Raw genomic sequence first — 18243 nt, 5'->3', positions numbered from 1 at the left:
CTTCCCTCGCTGCCGCTGAACCCGAGCGGCAAGGTGGACCGTTTGCGGCTCCCCGAACCCGGCCGGACACCGGAAGAACGGCCGCGCGACGAGGCGCTCACGCCGACCGAGGCCGTCGTGCTCGACGTCTTCGCCGAGGTGCTGCCCGCCGCCGGGCGCCCGGCGCTCTCCGACGATTTCTTCCTGCTGGGCGGTCATTCCCTGCTCGCCGCGCACGTGGCGACGGTGCTGCGCGAACGGCTGGGCGTCGCGGTCGGACTGGGCGATCTCGTCGCCGCGCCGACAGCCGCCGCGCTGGCCGCACGGCTGGAACGGAGCACGGCGGCCCCGCGGGAGACGATCCGGGCGGTGCCGGACCAGGCCGCCCAGCACGAGCCGTTCCCGCTCACCGACATCCAGCGCGCCTACCTGGCGGGCCGCGACGCCGAGTTCGCGCTCGGCAAGGTCGCCACCCACGCCTACCTGGAACTGACCGCGACCCGGCTCGACCCCGCCCGGTTCGAGACCGCGCTGAACGAAGTGATCGCGCAGCATCCGATGCTGCGCGCCGTCGTGTCCGCCGACGGGACGCAGCGGGTGCTGGCGCAGGTGCCCCGCTACCGGGTCGAATGCCAGGACCTGCGGCAGGACACCGGGCCCCGGCGCCGCGAGCGGCTGATCCGCTGGCGCGAGGAGCTGTCCCACCAGGTCCTGCCCGCCGGCCGGTGGCCGCTGTTCGAGGTCCGGCTCTCCCTGCTGCCCGGCGACGCCGCGCTGGTGCACCTCAGCGTCGACGCGCTGATTTGCGACGCCTACAGCTTCGGCCTGGTGATGACCGAACTGGCGGATCGTTACGCGGGGAAGTCCCGCCCGCCGCTGAACCTGACGTTCCGCGACTACGTGCTGGCCGCCGAGCGCCGCCGCGGCGAGCCCGCGCACCGGAAAGCGCTGGCGTACTGGCGAAACCGGCTGGACGACCTGCCCGCCGGGCCGGAGCTTCCGACGGCCGCCGCGCCGGAGACCGTCGACCAGCCCCGCTTCGTGCGACGTTCGGGACGGCTGGAACCGCGCGACTGGGCGGTGCTGAAAGCGACCGCCGCCGAACACGGCCTGACCCCGTCGGCCCTGCTGCTGGCCGCCTTCGCCGAGATCGTCACGCGGTGGAGCAGGAGCGCGCACTACAGCCTGATGCTCACCGTCTTCCGGCGCGAACCGGTGCATCCCGAAGTCGGCGCGCTGGTCGGCGATTTCACCTCGCTGTCGGTGTTCGAGGTCGACCACCGCACCGCTGAGTCCTTCGCGGACCGTGCGCGCGCGGTGCAGCGGCTGCTCTGGGACGACCTGGACCACGCGCAGGTCAGCGGGGTCGAGGTGATGCGCGAGCGGAACCGGAGCCGCGGCTGGCCGCCCGGACTGCTCACCCCGGTGGTGTTCACGTCGAACCTGCCGGTGGGGTCCGGCGGCGGCGCGGACGGGGACCCGGTGTTCGGCGAGCTGGAGTACGGGATCACCCAGACCCCGCAGGTGCACCTGGACCACCAGGTCAGCGAACAGCGCGGCGCGCTGGTGTTCAACTGGGACGCGGTCGACGAGCTGTTCCGCCCCGGCGTGGTCGACGGGATGTTCGAGGCGTACCAGCGCTTCCTCGCCGGGCTGGCCGCGGGCCGCCCCGGGGAGGCCGGCCTTCCCGACGCGCAGCGGGCGGTGCGCGCGGCCGTCGCGGCGGGCCCCGGTGCGCCGCCGCGCTGCCTGCACGAACCGGTGTTCCGCGTCGCCGGGGAACACCCGGAGCGGGTCGCGCTGGTCCACGGCGAGACCCGGATGACCTACGGCGAGCTGGCCAGTCGCGCGCACCGGGTCGCGCGCACGCTGCTGCGGGGCGGCCGGGACACGCTGGTCGGGATCGCCGCTCCCAAGGGCTGGCCGCAGGCGGTCGCCGTGCTCGGGGTGCTGGAGGCCGGGATGGCGTTCCTGCCGCTGGATCCCGACCTGCCCCGCGAACGGCTGCGGCACCTGATCGCGCGCGGGGAACTGCGCACCGTGCTGACCCAGGCGGACGCGGCGCCGGAACTGCCGGACGTGCGCGTGGTGGCGGTCGACCGTCCCGCGGACCTCGACCCGTCCGACGAACCGCCGCGAGTGCCCGTCGATCCCGCTGATCTCGCGTACGTCATCTTCACCTCGGGCTCCACCGGAACGCCCAAGGGCGTGATGATCGACCATCGCGGCGCGTCCGGCACCGTGGACGCGGTCAACGCCCGCTTCGGGGTCGGGCCGCGCGACCGGGTCCTCGCCGTGTCCTCGCTCAGCTTCGACCTCGCCGTCTACGACCTGTTCGGCCTGCTGGCCGCCGGGGGCACGGTGGTGCTGCCCGAGCACGGACGGCGGCGCGAGCCCGCGCACTGGGCCGAACTCGTCCGGCGCGAGCGGATCACCGTGTGGAACTCGGTGCCCGCGCTGGCCGAGGTGCTCGCCGGACACGCCAGTCCGCTCGCCCCGGACGCGCTCTCCACGCTGCGGCTGGTGCTGCTGTCCGGCGACTGGATCCCGACCGCGCTGCCGGACCGGATCCGCGCGCTCGCTCCCGGCGCGGAGGTGCTCAGCCTCGGCGGCGCGACCGAGGGGTCGATCTGGTCGGTCTGGCACCCGGTCGGCGAGACCGGCCGCGACTGGCCCAGCGTCCCGTACGGCGTCCCGATGCCCGGCCAGTCGATCCGGGTGCTCGACGACCGCCTGCGGCCGGTTCCGGACTGGGTGGCGGGCGAGCTGTACATCGGCGGCCGGGGCGTGGCGCTCGGGTACTGGCGCGACGAGGAGCAGACGAGGTTCCGGTTCCCGCCGGACCCCGCGACCGGCGGACGGCTCTACCGGACCGGCGACCTCGCCCGGCACCGGCCGGACGGGAACCTGGAGTTCCTCGGCCGGGAGGACGGCCAGGTGAAGATCAGCGGCTACCGGATCGAACTCGGCGAGGTCGAGGCGGGCGTGCAGAGCCTGCCCGGGGTCCGGGCCGCCGCGGTGATCGCGGCCGGGGAACCGGGGACGGAGCGGCGGCTGGTCGCTTTCTTCGTGCCGGAGCGCGAACCGGCGCCGGAACCGGCGGCCTTGCGCGAGGGACTCGGCGATCTCCTGCCCGGGTACATGGTTCCGTCGCTGTTCGTGCGGCTGGACCGGATTCCGCTGACCGCCAACGGAAAAGTCGACCGGTCCGCGCTGCGTTCCCGCACGCCCGCTCGCGCGAAGTCCACAGCAGACACTCCGGCGGCGGACCCGGCGCGCTTCGCGGAGCTGAGCGAGCAGCTCGCCGCGATCTGGGCGGACCTGTTGTCCGTGCCCGTCGTCCGGCCCGACGACGACTTCTTCGCCCTCGGCGGCACGTCGCTGGAAGCGATCCGGTTGATCACGAAACTCCAGGAGGCGCTCGGCGTCCGGATCCGGCTGCCCCGGCTGTTCGGCGACCCCACCGTGGCCGCGCTCGCCGCCGCGGTGGCCGAGGCGCAGGCCGCCGCCGACCCCGAGCCGGACCTCCCGGCGGCGCTGGTTCCGTGCCCGCAAGACCGCACGGAACCGTTCCCGCTGACCGATCTCCAGCAGGCGTACTGGCTGGGCCGCCGCGCCGGTCTCGGTCTCGGCGGCGTGGCCACGCACAGCTACCTGGAACTCGACGTCGAGGACCTCGACCTCGCCCGGCTGGAGCAAGCCCTGCGGCTGCTCGTCGACCGGCACGACGCACTGCGCACCGTCGTCCGGCGGGACGGCTACCAGCAGGTGCTGTCCTCCGTCCCCGGCTACCGGATCGCGACCGCGGATCTGCGCGACCGGACGCCGGAGGCCGCGGCGGACCGGCTCGCCGCCGTGCGCGCGGAGATGTCGCACCAGGTCCCCGACGCCGCCCGATGGCCGTTGTTCGACCTGCGGGCGCATCGCGTGGACGATCTCGTCACCCGGCTGCACCTGAGCGTCGACCTGCTGATCGCCGACGCGCACAGCACCCGGATCCTCACCGGCGAGCTGATGGCGCTCTACCACGATCCCGCCGTCGCGCTGCCCGAGCCGGGCTGCACCTTCCGCGACTACGTGCTGGGCGTCGAGCGGCTCAAGGGGAGCGCTCGGCATCGCCAGGCCCGCAGCTACTGGGCGGGCCGGCTCGCCGAACTGCCCGCCGCGCCCGGCCTGCCGCTGCTGCGGCGGCCGGAAGACCTCGGCAGCCCGCGATTCCGCCGCCTGCACACCGAACTCGCGCCGGACGCGTGGCGCGCGGTGCGCGGGTGGGCGGCTTCGGCCGGGCTCACTCCGTCCGCGGCGGTCTGCGCCGCGTTCAGCGACGTGCTCGCCGTCTGGAGCGACAGCCCGCGGTTCACGCTCAACGTCACCACGTTCAACCGGCTGCCGCTGCATCCCGGAGTGGACGCGCTGGTCGGCGACTTCACCACCACGACGCTGCTCGCCGTGGACGTCTCGGGCGATTCCCCGTTCCCGGAGCGGGCGAAGCGGCTGCAGGACCGGCTCTGGCGGGATCTGGAGCACCGCCTGGTCACCGGCGTGGAGGTGCTCCGCATGCTGCGCCGCGATCCGGCCCGCCGGGACGAGGCGATGATGCCGGTGGTCTTCACCAGCACCTTGCTCTCCGACGGCGCGCTCCCGGCCCCGGCGGCCCCGGCGTGGCGCGCCAGAACGGTGTACGCGGTGAGCCAGACCCCGCAGGTGCTGCTCGACCACCAGGTCGGCGAGCAGGCCGGAAAGCTGGTCTGCACCTGGGATTTCGTCGAAGAGGCGTTCCCGCCCGGCCTGGTGGAAACCATGTTCGACGCGTTCAACACGGTACTCGACGACGTCGCCGCGACGGCCGTGCGATCTGGAGGTGACCCGGCATGAGTATGGCCGAACAGAGGCTTTCGCTGCTCCCCGCCGATCAGCGGGAACTGCTGCGGAGCATGAACGAGCTGACCGGCGACGTCCCGGACGGCGCCCTGCCGGACGCGGTGGCCGCGCTCGCGGACGCGCACGGCGACGCTCTCGCCGCACGGGAACCGGCGCGCGGATTGACCCGCGCCGAACTGCTCTCGGCGGCCGATCGCGTGGCCGCCGCCTTGCGGAACCGGGCGGTGCGAGCGGGGGACCGGGTCGTATTGTGCGCGGAGCCGGGAGCCGGGCAGGTGATCGGCTTGCTGGGCATCCTGCGGGCGGGCGCGGCGGCGCTGCCGGTGGATCCCGGCGCGGCCCAGACGGTGCGGTGGCGGCGGGCCGAGCGGGAAGGCGCGTCCGTCGTCGTCTCGCAGTCGTGGCTGTTCGACCGGCTCCGCTGGCCGGAACACCTCGGCGCGGTGGCGATCGACGGCCTCCCCGAAGCGTCGTTCGTTCCGGGACCGGGAGGCCCCGACGGGCACGCGGCCGCGTGCGTGCTCGGCGACGGTGCCGTGCTGCGGCACCGGGATCTGCTCAACCTGGCCGCCGATCTGGCCGGACGGTTCGGAATCGGCGAGGCCGACCGGATGATCGCGCTGACCCCGATCGCCAGCGGACGAGGCGTCCTGGAGACCTCGCTGGGCCTGCTGACCGGAGCCGCCCTGGTCTTCGGCGAGGACATCGACCTGCGAAACCCCGCCGCCTGGCTGGAGGTGCTGGCCCGCGAACGCGTCAGCGTGTGGCATTCCACGCCGACGCTGCTCGACCTCCTCGTCACCGAAGCGGAACGGCGGGAGGAACGGCTGCCGGAGCCGGTGCGGCTGGTGCTGCTGAGCGGGGAACGGCTTCCCGGCTCTCTCGTCCGGCGGCTGCGGGCGCTGAGCGGCCCGGACCTCGTCGTCGCGAACCTGTCCGCCGCCGGGGAGCACGGACCGTGGGCCGCCTGCCACGAATCGGCCGCGGCGGAACCGGAGACGCCCACCGTGCCGATCGGCAGGCCGATGCGCAACCAGCGGATCCACGTGCTGGGCGAGAACGGCGGCGTCTGCCCGGCCTGGGTCACCGGGCAGGTGCACTACGGCGGACTCGCGGCCGAGGCCGTGACCGCTCCGCCGACCCATCCGGAGACCGGCGAACCGTTGCTGCGCACCGCCCAGTTCGGCCGCGTGCTGCCGGAGGGCGTGGTGGAGATCGTCGGCGACGAATCCGCGCAGCTGACGGTGCACGGGAGGCGGCTGCACGTCCACGACGCCGAGGTGGCGCTGGCCGGGCTGCCCGGGGTGCACGCCGCGGCGGTGGTCACGACGGCCGGGGAGAGCGCGTCGATCGGGTTCGCCCGGCTGCGGCCCGGCGCGGACGTCGCCGGTCCCGGGCTGCTCGACCAGTTGCGCCGCAAGGTTTCGCCGTACCTGCTGCCCGGCCGGATCGCGATCCTCGACGCTTTCCCGCTCACCCCGGACGGCCGCGTGGACCGGACCGCGCTGGCCGCGCTGGACCGCCCGGCCCCGCCTCCTCCCGCGGCGGCCTCCCCGGCGGCGGGCGCCGGCGAAGACCTGCTCGCCGCGGCGACGGCGATCGCCTGCCGGGTGCTCGGGGTCGCCGACATCGAGCCGGACATGAACCTCGTCGACCTCGGCGCGACGTCGGTCGAGCTGGTCCGGCTGGCCACCGTGGTCGAGGACGAACTCGGAATCGGCGTGGCCGTGGAAGAACTGCTGCGGTTCCCGTCGGTCGCGGTGCTGATCGGCCCGCATCTGGCCACCGTCGCCGACCCCCGGCCGTCCGGCCCTCCCGCCGGGGACCTGCTCCTGGGCCTGGCGGAGCGCCAGGCGTTCAAGGACGCGCACGCCGGCATCCGCGCGGAATACGCCGGGACGGCCGGGATCGTGCTCGGCGGCTCGGCGGACCCCCGGGCGCGCGGACGCCGCAGCCACCGGCGTTTCTCGGCCGAGCCGGTCGCTTTGGCGGACCTCGCGGTCCTGCTCGGCGCGCTGCGGACCACCGAGGACGCGGGCGAGACGAAGTACTGGTATCCCTCGGCGGGCAGCGCGTATCCGCTGGGCGCGTATCTCGACGTCGCGCCCGGCCGGGTCGCCGATCTCGGCGCGGGCGTCTACTACCTCGACCCCGCCCGCGCGGAACTGGTGCCGGTCGGTCCCGGAGCCGGGGTGCCCGCCGCCGCGCACGCCGAGGTCAACCGGGCGGCGCTCGCCGAGTCCGCCTTCGTGCTCTACCTGATCAGCCGGATGGACGCGATCACCCCGCTCTACGGCGAACTGGCTTGGGATTTCTCGGTTTTCGAGGCGGGAGCGATGGCGCAGCTGCTGATGTCGGTCGCCGGGGAGGCCGGGCTCGGGCTCTGTCCGGTCGGGACGCTCGATCCCGCCGAGCTGACCGCGCCGTTGCGGCTGCGCCCGGACGACCGGTTCGTGCACGCCCTGCTCGGCGGAGTGCCCGCGCCCGCGGCGGGCGGGGCCGGAAGCAGGCAGGTCCCGGATCTCACCGGCAGGCTGCGCCCCGGGACCGGGGAACGGCCGTGACGCCGCGCGCGAGCGGGCCTCGGGCCGGGCTGCGGCGCCGGGTGCCGTCCGGGCCCGGCGGCGGGGTGCGCCCGATCGGGCCGCCGGACGGCGCGACGCTGCCGGCGCGAGTGCTGGCCGGGGAAGCCGGGACCGATCTCGGGCGCTGGGCCTCCGGCGCGGAAGACACCGTGCGAGCCTGGCTCGACGTGCACGGCGCGGTGCTGTTCCGCGGGTTCGGCGTCCGCCTCGAAGGCTTCGGCGCGGTGCTGCGGGCGCTCGCCGGAACGCCGAGCCCGTACCGGGAGCGGTCCTCCCCGCGAACCGAACTCGGCGACCGGATCTACACCGCCACCGACCACCCGGCGGACCAGCCGATCCTGCTGCACAACGAAAACTCCTACCAGCGCGAGTTCCCGCGGCGGCTGGTGTTCTGCTGCCTGCGCGCCGCCGACGGCGGCGGCGCCACGCCGCTGGCCGACACCCGCCGGGTGCTGGCCCGGATCCGGCCCGAGGTGCTGGCCGGGTTCGCCCGCCGCGGAGTGCGCTACGTCCGGAACTACGGGACCGGCCTCGGCCTGTCGTGGCAGGAGGCGTTCCAGACCCGGCAGCGGACCCAGGCCGAACGGCATTGCCGGGAACAGGGCATCGACTTCGAGTGGGGAGCGGGCGACCGGCTCCGGACCAGCCAGGTCCGGCCCGCGGTCGCCGTGCATCCGGGCACCGGGGAGCGAGTGTGGTTCAACCACGCGGTCTTCTTCCACGCCAGCAGCCTGCCGGGCGAGGTCGGCGCCGAGATCAGGAAGCAGGTCGCCGAAGCGGACCTCCCGGCGAACGCCTATTACGGCGACGGCGCCCCGATCCCGGCCGAGGTCATGGACGAGCTGCGGGCGGCCTACGCCGCGGAGCTGGTCGCAACGCCGTGGCAGCGGGGAGACGTCCTCGTGGTGGACAACCTCCTCGCCGCGCACGGCCGCGAGCCCTACACGGGTGCGCGCGAAGTGGCGGTCGGCATGGCCGGTCCGCTGTCCTGGTCCGCCGTGCGGGACGGAGCGGACCGGTGACGGCGGGCGGCCCGGTCCCGGTTCGGCCGGCGGAGGATCGCGACTCTCCGGCGCAGTACCAGGTCCGGGCGCTGCGAGTGGACGGCGAAGTCGACACCGGGCGGCTCGCCGCGGCGGTACGCGAGGTGTCCGCGGCGCTGCTATCCGCCGGACCGGGCGACGGTCCTCGGCTGCACGTCCCGGACGACCTTCCGGCGGGCGACCCGGAGACGGCGTGCGTGGCCGCGTTGCTGGCGGAGCGCGATCGCCGCGCAGCGGGCGATCCCCTTCCGCGCAACGGTTTCCACTGGCTGCGGCTCGCCGCGGACCGGCACGTGCTCGGCCTGGTCGCGGCGTCGGACCTGCTCGACATCCGCTCGGTGTACGCGGTGCTCGGAGCGGTCTGGCAGGCGTACTTCGGCAGGTTCCGCCCCAGCGCGTATCGCGGTCGCGCCGATGCGGCCGGCTTCGACCCGGTCGGCACCGCCCGCGCGCACGAGTCGCGGCGGCGGTGGTGGAGCCGGGAGTTCCCGCGCTACCGCACCGGGGGTTTCGGCGGCCCGGACACGTCCGGCCCGGCCGGGCGCAGGCGGCTGCGGATCGCCGGGGACCGCTGGACGGCGCTCACCGGCACGAGCGGCCCGCTCGGCGCGAACGGCTCGCTCACCTTCGTCGCGCTGCTGGCCTGGTGCCTGCACACGCGGGGCAGGCCGGGCAGTTCCGGGTTCGGCTGCGAGTTCGACCTGCGGGACTATTTCGGACTGGGCCAGGTCCTCGGCCCGCTCACCGACCGGCTGGCCTTCCGGGTCGACCTCGACGGACTGGCGGACCCCGCGTTCCCCGACGTCCTGATGCGCGCCCAGACGGGCTTCCTGGACTCGGTGGTGCACTACCTGCCCTACCGGCAGCTGGTCGAGCACGGCGTGCGCACCGGTGCGCTGACCGCCCCGCGCGCCGCCGAGCTGTGGAATGTCACCGTGCACTTCTGCCGCAACCCGCCGCGCAGCGTCCGGACCCGGAGCGGGGAAACGCCGGGCCCGCTCGGAGTGTCGATCGAACTGTTCCGCGAGGCCGACCTGCTCGGCCCGGCGGGCGGCCCCCGCGCCGGAACGGACGACGGCGTGCTGCTCGACGTCCACCTCGGCGAACTCGGCGACGACATGGTCGCCGTTTTCGACTACGCCCGGCCCGAAATCCCCGACGCGGCGATGGACCGCCTGCTCGGTCAGCTGGACCGGGCCGTCGACCACGTTCTCGGCACTCCGGCGGCGCCGCTGCCGCGCGCCGCCGACTGAAAGGAGCGAAGCCATGACCGGCCCCACGGACGAGAAGGGCGACGACCGCACGTACCACGTCGTGCGCAACGCCGAAGAGCAGTACTCGATCTGGCCCGCCGAACAGGAACTCCCGGACGGCTGGACGGTCGCGGGCAAGACCGGCGGCCGGGCGGAGTGCCTGTCCCACATCGACGAGGTGTGGACCGACATGCGGCCGCTGAGCCTGCGGCGGTTCATGGCCGAACATCCGGACGGGCTGGCCGAAGAAGCGGCCGAGGACCCGTACGCGGACACCCCGTCCCTGGTCGACCGGCTCAGCGACGGCGACCACCGGGTCGAGGTCTCGCTCCGCCCGGACCGCACCGCCGCCGCGTTCGGCGAGGCCGTCGAACGGGGTTTCGTCTTCCTCCGGTTCACCGGCACCGAAGGCGGCACCGAACTCGGGGTGGAACTGGTCGCCGAGGACTGCGTGCTGGCCGGCGCGGACTTCGCCGCGGGCACCGGGGAGGTCCGGCTCAGCGGGGTGCTGGAGCTGGACTTCGTGCCGGTCGCCTGCACCGCTTCGATCGATCTGGCCACTCTCGCCGGGCGGGGGAGCCTGGCGGTCCGTCCGGTGTGACGGAACCACGGAAAGCGGGAACGATGGTGTCGCAGATGTGCGTGTTCGCGCGGCTGGCCGGGCCGGGGCTCGGCGACCTCGTGCAGCGCAATATCGCGTTCTCCTTGCTGCGCAGGGCTTTCCCCTCGGCCGGGCTCACCGTCGTCACCGGCGCGACGGTGGCGGCGCGGTTCGCGGAGTTCTTCGGGCGGCACAGCTACGCCACCGGAGTGCTGCCGTGCCCCGATCCCGGCGAGCAGGACCCGAGAGGATGGGCGCGGTTCTCCGCGCGCCTGGCGGAGATCCGCCCGCAGGCGTGCTTCGTCGACCCGGACAGCAAGGGGCTGGGTGCTGCCGAGGCGCGGCGAGCAGGGATCCCGGTCCGGCTGGGCGTGCCGGCGCCCGGCGACGGCGAAGGCGACCTCACCCATCCGCTGCGGCTGCCGCGCCCGCTGTTCGGCAGGCCGGACCTGTTCGACCACGCCGCGGCGCTGGCCGCGGCGCTCGACCTGCCGGGCCCGCTCCGCCCGGCCGAGGCGGTGCCGCCCTTGCCGCGCAGCGGCGAGCCGCCGCCGGAACTCGGACCGGCGGCTCCCCGGCTGGCTGTGCATCCCGGCGGCTCCTCGCAGTGGAACCGTCGCTGGCCGCTCGGGAACTACGCGGAGCTGTGCCGTCTCGCGGCGCGGCACACCGGCGCGGTCTGCTACCTGTTCGGCGACCGGTCCGAACGCGACGATCTGCACCGGCTCGCGGAAGCGATCGCCGCGCACCGGCCCGGGACCGGCGCCGAGGTGGTCGCGGACGCCGCGCTCGACCGGACGGCGAACCTGCTCGCCGAGATGGATCTGCTGCTCGGCAACGATTCTTCGCTGGCGCACGTGGCCGCGGCGGTGCGCACGCCCGCGGTCGTCCTGTACGGCCCGACCGGGACCGAGTTCCTCTGGGCTCGCGTCTATCCGCACCACACCGGGGTTTCCCTGCGCTATCCCTGCCAGTCCGCGACCAATCCGGCCGCCGCGCTCGCCGCCCGGAGCTGCGAGCACGACTGCGCCCTCGCGTACGTCTCGGCCGACGGCCCCTACCCGAAATGCCTGGCCGATCTCTCCGTGGACCGGGTGTGGGCGGCGGTCTCGCGGCGGCTCGGGCAGTCCAGGGCAGCGAGAATCGAGGCCCCGCTATGACCACCGGGCGCCCCGTCCCGGACCGCGCGGTCCGGAACATCCTGGCGATCAACTTCAACCACGACGGCGCGGCGGTTCTGCTGTCGGACGGCCGGATGGCCGGTTTCGTCGCCACCGAGCGGTTCTCGCGGCGCAAGAAGCATCCCGGGCTGCGGGCGAGCGACCTGGCCGAACTGCTGGACCAAGCCGGGCTCGCACTGTCCGATGTGGACCACGTGCTGCTGTGCAACCTGCATTCGATGGACTCGCCGGACATCGCGCTGCTGCACGGATCCGACCTCAAGGAGACCTGGCTGGAGTTCTGGGTGGACCAGCGCAACGCGCGGGTCTCCCTCGACGGCGTCCGCATTCCGTGCACGGTGAACCCGGAGCACCACCTGCTGCACGCGGCCGCGAGCTTCTACACCTCGCCGTTCGACTCGGCGGTTTCGGTGGCCGTCGATCCCGCCGGCTGCCGCGCGTACCTGGGGCGGGGCACCAAGCTGGTGGCCCTTCGGCAGGACTTCGACACGTGGTTCACCGCCAACATCGGCTACTGCTACGTCGCCGAACTGCAGTTCGGGTCCAGCATCGTGGGCGCGGGCAAGGTGATGGGACTGGCCCCGTACGGCGCGCTCGACGACCCGGCGGCGTTCGATCCGGCCAAGCTCTCCCGGTTCGACGAGCTGGTCGCGCTGGCCGGGCAGGACCCGGTGCCGGTCGCGGTGGGGGACCGGGAACTCAACGCCCGCCTCTCCTACTACATCCAGCGCGGCCTCGACGTCCAGCTGCTGGCGCTGTTCGCCGAACTCGGCCCGATCGCGGCCCGCAACGGGGCCGGCCGGAACCTGTGCCTCTCCGGCGGAACCGCGCTGAACGTGGTCGCGACGGAGCCCGCGTTCGCCGCGTCCGAGTTCGAACGCGTCCACTTCCATCCCGCCTGCGGGGACGACGGGACCGCGATCGGCGCCGCCCTGTGGCATTGGCACCACGTGCTGGGCAATCCGCGGCGGGCGTACCGGAACACCGAGCTGATGTATTCGGTCCGGCAGTACCCGAAGGAGGCGGAGGAGCGCGCGCTGCGCGCGCACGCGGACGAGCTGTCGGTGGAGATCGTCGACGACTACGCGAGCCGGACCGCGGACCTGCTCGCCGCGGGCGCGGTCGTCGGCTGGTACGAGGGCGCGTCGGAGATCGGGCCCCGCGCGCTCGGGCACCGCAGCATCCTCGCCGATCCGCGGAGCCCGACGATGCGGGACCGGCTGAACGCGGAAATCAAGCTGCGCGAGCATTTCCGGCCGTTCGCTCCGTCGGTGCGCAACGAGCGGGCGGCCGAGTGGTTCGGACTGGCGGACAGCCCGTTCATGCTCCGCGCCGCTCCGGTGCGCAAGCCGTCGGTGCCCGCGGTCACGCACGTGGACGGCACCGCGCGACTGCAGACGGTCCGCCGCGAGGACAACCCGGCCTACTACGACCTGATCCGTGCGTTCGAAGACCGGACCGGGGTGCCGTTGGTGCTGAACACGAGCCTGAACACCAAGGGCGAGCCGATCGCGGAAACCCCGGAGGACGCCGTGCGGACCCTGCTGGCCGCGGGACTCGACCACCTCGTCCTGCCGCACACCGTCGTGACGAGACGGAGGCGGCCGTGATCCGGGGACCGGCGTGGTTCCGGCGGCGCAGGCTGGAGCGGGAGCTGACCGAGGTGTGGTGCGCCGTGCTCCGGCGCGAGCGGATCGGCCGCACGGACCGTTTCGCCGACCTGGGAGGCGATTCGATCGCGGCCGTCCGGATCGTGAACGCGCTCGCCGACCGGCTCGGCACGGACCTGTCCGTGCGCGTCCTGCTGGAAACCCAGACCGTCGCGGGCATGGCCGAACGGGTGCTGGCGCCCGGCGACGGGGAGGCCGGACCGTGACCGGGGACCTGCTCGGGCTCGTGGCCGCCGTCCGGGGAACACGGGCGCTGGTGGTCGGCGACGCCATCGTGGACCGGTATCTCGTCGGCACGCCCGCCGGGATGTGCCGGGAGGCCCCGGTGCCGGTGCTCGACCTGACCGGCGCGCACGACCAGTGCGGCGGCGCGGCGAACGTGGCGGCCAACCTCCGCTCGCTCGGCGCCGAACCGCGGCTGCTCGCCGTGGCCGGAGCGGACCCGGCCGGGCGGCGGCTGCGCGCGGCGCTGGCGACGGCCGGGCTCGGCTCCGGTCTCCTGGTGACCGACGAGTCGCGGCCGACCGCGGTCAAGCACCGGGTGCTGGCGCCGCGGCAGATGCTGCTGCGGATGGACGAGGGCGGCCGGGAACCGGTCGGCCGGCGCACCGCCGCGACGCTGGCCGCGCGGCTGGCCGAACAGCTGTCGTGGTGCGACGTGGTCATCGCCTGCGACTACGGCTACGGCGCCTTCACCGAAGAGGTGACCGAGGTGCTGGCGGCCTCGCGGCGGCGTCCGCTGCTCGTGGTGGATTCCCGGACCCCGGCCGTGTTTCGCGCGATCCGCCCGGACGCGGTCAAGCCGAACTACGCCGAAGCCGTCGCTCTCCTCGGGCAGCCCCCGCTGGCCCCGGAAGGCGACCGCGCGGGGCAGATCCAGGACCATGCCGGGCTGCTGCTGGAGCGCAGCGGCGCGGACCTGGCGGCGGTCACGCTGGACCGGGACGGCGCCGTGGTGCTGCAGGCCGGGCGGCCGAGCTTGCGCACGTACGCCGACGGGGAGGCCAAGACCACGGTCGGCGCCGGAGACACCTTCACCTCGGCGCTCGCGCTGGCGCTGGCCGCGGGCGCCGATCCGGGCGCCGCCGCGGAATTCGCCTCCGCGGCCGCCGACACGGTGGTGCGCAAACCGGGAACCGCGAACTGCGACCCCGCGGAACTGCGGCGCAGGCTCGCCGGCGCCGGCAAGATCCAGCCCGGCGGCGAACTCCCGGCCTGGCTGACCGACGTGCCGGGCCGGGGATCCCGCGTCGCGTTCACGAACGGCTGCTTCGACCTCCTGCACGGCGGCCACGTTTCCCTGCTCAGCCGGGCCAAGGCGTTCGGCGAACTGCTCGTGGTGGGCGTGAACTCCGACGAGAGCGTGCGCAGGCTCAAAGGCCCGGCCCGGCCGGTGCTCCCGCTGGCCGAGCGGATGCGGGTGCTGGCCGCGCTGGGCTGCGTCGACGTCGTGGTGCCCTTCGCCGCCGACAGCCCGGCGGAACTGATCGAACGGCTGCGGCCGGACGTCTACGTCAAGGGCGACGACTACACCCGCCAGACCCTGCCCGAAGCGCCGCTGGTCGAACGCCTCGGCGGGGTCGTCGAACTGCTGAGCACCGTCGGCGGGCTGTCCACCAGCAAGATCATCCGGGAGATCCGCGCTCTGTCCGCGGTGGACGAGCAGCGCGCGGGCCCGGACCGGAAGGGGGCGTGAACCGATGCGACCGGTCACCGGGGCCCGGCGCGGGAACGCGACGCGGCAGCTGTACTCCGACCTCATCGCGGCTCTGCTCGCCGAAGGCGACGAACCCGCGGCGCGGGCGTGCGCGGAACTCGCCGTCGCACAGGGCGTCTGGCGCCATCCCGCGCAGCGCCCCGTGCACTACGTGCCGTCCCTGCCGCCGATCCCGGTCTACGACCCCGGGCAGTTCTGGTTCACCGCCTACCTGCGCGAAAGCTATCCGCGGATCCGCGCCGAACTGGACACCGTCACCGACCCGGCGGCGCGCGGGTTCCTGCCGGTCGAGGAACCGCTGCTGGGCAAGGGACGCTGGGAGCAGGTGACGTTTTACGAGGCGGGGCACCGCTTCGCCGACGCCTGCGACCGGTTCCCGGTCACCGCGAGCGTCATCGAGGGCATCCCCGAGGCGAGCAGCGGCGGGCCCGGGGTGGTCACCCTGTCCTGGCTCCACCCGGGCGCGCACATCCGGCCGCACTGCGGCGGATCCAATGCGCGGCAACGGGTTCATCTCGGTCTCGTCGTCCCGGAAGGGCCGCGGATCCGGGTCGGCGACCGCGTGCTGCGCTGGCGGGAAGGCGACTGCCTGGTCTTCGACGACTCCTTCGAACACGAGGTCTGGCACGAAGGCACGGAACCGCGCGTCGTGCTGCTGCTCGACGTCTCGCACGCCGATCTCGACGAAAGCGTCCGGGACTGGATCCTGTCCGCCCGCACCGCCTTCGACGACCGGATCAAGGCGTACATGGGCGAGCGCGGGATCGAACGCGCCGAACTGGTTGAGGGCGTCCTGCGGCTCACCGCCGACAGCGGGGCGGCCAGCCTGGTCACCCGGCATCTGCGCGAGGTCGACGCCTCGGCGGTCGAGCTGAAGGACGGAAAGGTCAGGTACGAGTGACGACGACCGCTCCGCCCCCCGGCGAGCCCGGGCCGGACCAGCCGCCGCGGCGGTTCGGCTGGTCGCGGCTGCCCGCGCTGCTGCGGCTGGGCCCGGGACTGCGCCTGGCGCTGGCGGGGCTGCTGATGCTGGAGCTGTTGTCCTACGCCACCGTGCTGGTGCAGCCGCAGGTGGTGAAATGGCTGCTGGACTCGGTGTCGCGGGGCGCGAGCTTCGTGCCCGCCCTGCTGACGCTCGCCGCGGTCGCCCTGTGCTCCGGAGTCCTGATCGTCACCAGCAGCTACCAGCTGGGCAAGCTCGGCCAGCGGATGGTGCTCGGCGCGCGGGCGGGCATGATCGACGCGCTGCTGCGAGCCAGGGTCAGCACGGTGCAGCGGCGTCCGATCGGGGACGTGCTCTCGCGGATCGGCAGCGACACCACGCTGTTGCAGCACGCGCTGTCGGAGGCGCTGGTCCGGGGCGCGGTCGCCCCGGTCGTGCTGCTCGCCACCGTGGTGCTGATGGCGTTGAGCGATCTGACGATGGTGCTGGTGCTGCTGGCCGTCGTGGCCGTGGGCGCCGGGGTGGAATGGCTGATCCTGCACCGGCTGGCGAAGGCGACCGAAGCGGCGCAGGCCGGGGTCGGCGAGATGCTCACCGGGCTGCAGCGGGTCCTGCTCGCCTTCCGGACGGTCAAGGCGTTCGGCACCGAGGCGGACGAGGCCCGCGCCGTCGTCGGGCAGGCCCGGCTCGCCTGCCGGCAGGGGGTGCGCGCGGCGGGCTGGAACGCGGTCGTCGGCGGCACCGGCTGGGTGCTGATGGACATCATGTTCCTGACCGCGCTGGGGATGGGCGGGGCCCGGATCGCCTCCGGGGCGATGTCGGTCAGCGATCTCGTCGCTTTCCTGTTGTACGTCACGTATCTGCGCACGCCCTCGGCCGCGCTGACGCAGGCCGCGAGCGCGATGTCGGAAGGGCTCGCGGCGCTGGCCAGGATCGAGCAGATCCAGCACATCCCGGCCGAACCCGACGACCAGGACGCGTCCGCCGAACCGGAGCCCGCGCCCGCCGACGACGGGGTCCCGGCCGGGATCGCGCTGGACGGGGTGTGGGCGGGCTACGAGGACCAGCCGGTGCTCAGCGGCGTCTCGGTGCACGTTCCCCGCGGCCTCACCGTCGTGACCGGGCCGTCGGGGATCGGCAAGACCACGGTGCTCAACGTGGTCGAGCGTTTCCTGGAACTGCGGCGGGGCCGGGTGCTGCTGGACGGCGTCGACATCAGGGCCTTCCAGCGCGGCGAACTGCGGCGCAGGCTCGCCTACGTGGAGCAGGACGCGCCGCTGCTGGGCGCGACGATCCGCGAGGCGGTCGGCTACGGCGCGGCGAGCCCCGGCGAGACGGAACTACTCGACGTCGTGCACGCGGTCGGGCTCGCGGACTGGGTCGCGAGCCTGCCCGACGGGCTGGACACCGCCATCGGCGAGCGCGCGGTCGCGGTCTCCGGCGGGCAACGGCAACGGCTCGCGGTGGCTCGGGCGCTGCTGCGCCACGCCGACGTCCTGCTGCTCGACGAAGCGACCTCGCAGCTCGACGCGGACAGCGAGGAGACCCTGCTGCGGACGATCGCCGAACAGGCGAGGGTGCGCATCGTGCTGGCCGTGAGCCATCGCATGACCGTGGCCAGCCAGGCCGACCTGGTGATCGTGCTCGATGAAAGCGGCGTGCGCGCGGCCGGGTCGCACCGTGAGCTGCTTCGCTCCGATCCCTTGTACCGCAGGCTCGCGAGCACCGGCGGAACGCGATGACCGATCGAACCGAGGAGTCCTGATGACAGCGGGCAAACGGCGGCGCGGCGCACTGGCTGCCGCGAGCAAGACCGGCGACAGCGAGAAGATCCGCGAGCTGGCGCCGACCGGCGAGGAGCTTTCCGCGCGGGACGAGGACGGGTGGAGCGCGCTGGACTGGGCCGCCGGGCACGGCGATCCGGCGACGGTGGCCGCGCTGCTCGCGGCAGGCGCGGATCCGCTGGCCAAAGCCGAGGACGAGCGCACCCCTTACGACATCGCGTTGGCGGCCGGTCATTGCGAAGCGGCCCTCCTGCTGCGCGAGAGCGCGGGCGGCGAAACCCGGTCGCCGGGCTGGACGCCGTACTGCCGCGCCTATCCGCTGAGCGCGGTGCGCGCGTACCCCGGCTGGCCCGAGGACGCGGGGGAGCGGACCGAGGAGTTCGTCTACCTGCACGACGATTTCACCGTGACCGCCGCGATCTGGCCCGGCGAGGACGTCGTGTTCGCGGCGGTCACGCCCGAATGGGAACGGTTCTGCCGCGACGAACTGGGATTCGCGGCACCCGACGACCTCGACCTCGTCCCGGAGGCGGACCGCGGCTGACCCGCGCGGCATCTCGAGAAAGACATCTCAGGTTCTTAGAAGTCAAGCCGCGATCGTGAGTG

11 protein-coding genes and 1 pseudogene are annotated in these 18243 nt (G+C 74.0%); all 12 read left to right on the top strand.

Annotation, left to right across the window (positions count from 1 at the left end):
* Window positions 1-42: 42 nt before the first annotated feature.
* The 12 genes and pseudogenes from A4R44_RS51500 (at window position 43) to A4R44_RS41440 (ending at window position 18181) form a co-directional block, all read left to right on the top strand.
* Window positions 43-4854 (top strand): non-ribosomal peptide synthetase, encoded by a 4812-nt coding sequence (locus A4R44_RS51500; RefSeq protein ID WP_232792011.1) that lies wholly within the window; start codon window positions 43-45, stop codon window positions 4852-4854.
* On the top strand, window positions 4851-7424 hold the full coding sequence (locus A4R44_RS41495) for an AMP-binding protein (RefSeq protein ID WP_095213944.1): 2574 nt from the start codon (window positions 4851-4853) through the stop codon (window positions 7422-7424). Before A4R44_RS51500 ends, A4R44_RS41495 begins: the two co-directional genes overlap by 4 nt.
* A complete protein-coding gene (locus A4R44_RS41490) occupies window positions 7421-8467 on the top strand; it encodes a TauD/TfdA family dioxygenase (protein ID WP_095213943.1) in 1047 nt (348 codons plus the stop codon). The genes A4R44_RS41495 and A4R44_RS41490 overlap by 4 nt, the downstream gene beginning before the upstream one ends.
* Window positions 8464-9741 carry a hypothetical protein gene (locus A4R44_RS41485; RefSeq protein ID WP_067594022.1) on the top strand — a complete coding sequence of 426 codons (1278 nt, stop codon included), beginning with the start codon at window positions 8464-8466 and terminating at the stop codon, window positions 9739-9741. The genes A4R44_RS41490 and A4R44_RS41485 overlap by 4 nt, the downstream gene beginning before the upstream one ends.
* Before the next feature lie 13 nt (window positions 9742-9754).
* Window positions 9755-9967: pseudogene (locus A4R44_RS51495) on the top strand (MbtH family protein); the annotation flags it as partial.
* Between the two features lie 410 nt (window positions 9968-10377).
* Window positions 10378-11502 carry a glycosyltransferase family 9 protein gene (locus A4R44_RS41470; protein ID WP_157905131.1) on the top strand — a complete coding sequence of 375 codons (1125 nt, stop codon included), beginning with the start codon at window positions 10378-10380 and terminating at the stop codon, window positions 11500-11502.
* On the top strand, window positions 11499-13133 hold the full coding sequence (locus A4R44_RS41465; RefSeq protein ID WP_067594016.1) for a carbamoyltransferase C-terminal domain-containing protein: 1635 nt from the start codon (window positions 11499-11501) through the stop codon (window positions 13131-13133). The genes A4R44_RS41470 and A4R44_RS41465 overlap by 4 nt, the downstream gene beginning before the upstream one ends.
* The gene (locus A4R44_RS41460) at window positions 13130-13399 is read left to right on the top strand and encodes a phosphopantetheine-binding protein (RefSeq protein WP_067594013.1); all 270 of its coding nucleotides are present in this window, start codon (window positions 13130-13132) and stop codon (window positions 13397-13399) included. Before A4R44_RS41465 ends, A4R44_RS41460 begins: the two co-directional genes overlap by 4 nt.
* Window positions 13396-14889, top strand: a complete 1494-nt coding sequence (locus tag A4R44_RS41455) for a PfkB family carbohydrate kinase (RefSeq protein ID WP_067594009.1) — start codon at window positions 13396-13398, stop codon at window positions 14887-14889. The genes A4R44_RS41460 and A4R44_RS41455 overlap by 4 nt, the downstream gene beginning before the upstream one ends.
* Window positions 14890-14893: 4 nt before the next feature.
* Window positions 14894-15811, top strand: coding sequence for an aspartyl/asparaginyl beta-hydroxylase domain-containing protein (locus A4R44_RS41450; RefSeq protein ID WP_067594004.1), 918 nt, complete (start codon window positions 14894-14896; stop codon window positions 15809-15811).
* Entirely contained in the window at window positions 15808-17595 is a 1788-nt protein-coding gene (locus tag A4R44_RS41445) for an ABC transporter ATP-binding protein (protein ID WP_093576807.1), read from the top strand. The genes A4R44_RS41450 and A4R44_RS41445 overlap by 4 nt, the downstream gene beginning before the upstream one ends.
* 22 nt (window positions 17596-17617) lie before the next feature.
* Window positions 17618-18181 (top strand): ankyrin repeat domain-containing protein, encoded by a 564-nt coding sequence (locus tag A4R44_RS41440; protein ID WP_067594001.1) that lies wholly within the window; start codon window positions 17618-17620, stop codon window positions 18179-18181.
* Window positions 18182-18243: the final 62 nt, after the last annotated feature.

The organism is Amycolatopsis sp. M39, assembly GCF_001651785.1.
Classification (GTDB): domain Bacteria; phylum Actinomycetota; class Actinomycetes; order Mycobacteriales; family Pseudonocardiaceae; genus Amycolatopsis; species Amycolatopsis rubida.
This window is presented reverse-complemented; position numbering and strand designations above follow the sequence as displayed.

What these genes read in the sequence shown, in the direction of transcription:
- A4R44_RS41440 (WP_067594001.1), top strand. Translation starts at nt 17,618, where the DNA reads ATGACAGCGGGCAAACGGCGGCGCGGCGCACTGGCTGCCGCGAGCAAG.
- A4R44_RS41450 (WP_067594004.1), top strand. Translation starts at nt 14,894, where the DNA reads ATGCGACCGGTCACCGGGGCCCGGCGCGGGAACGCGACGCGGCAGCTG.
- A4R44_RS41495 (WP_095213944.1), top strand. Translation starts at nt 4,851, where the DNA reads ATGAGTATGGCCGAACAGAGGCTTTCGCTGCTCCCCGCCGATCAGCGG.
- A4R44_RS41465 (WP_067594016.1), top strand. Translation starts at nt 11,499, where the DNA reads ATGACCACCGGGCGCCCCGTCCCGGACCGCGCGGTCCGGAACATCCTG.
- A4R44_RS41470 (WP_157905131.1), top strand. Translation starts at nt 10,378, where the DNA reads ATGTGCGTGTTCGCGCGGCTGGCCGGGCCGGGGCTCGGCGACCTCGTG.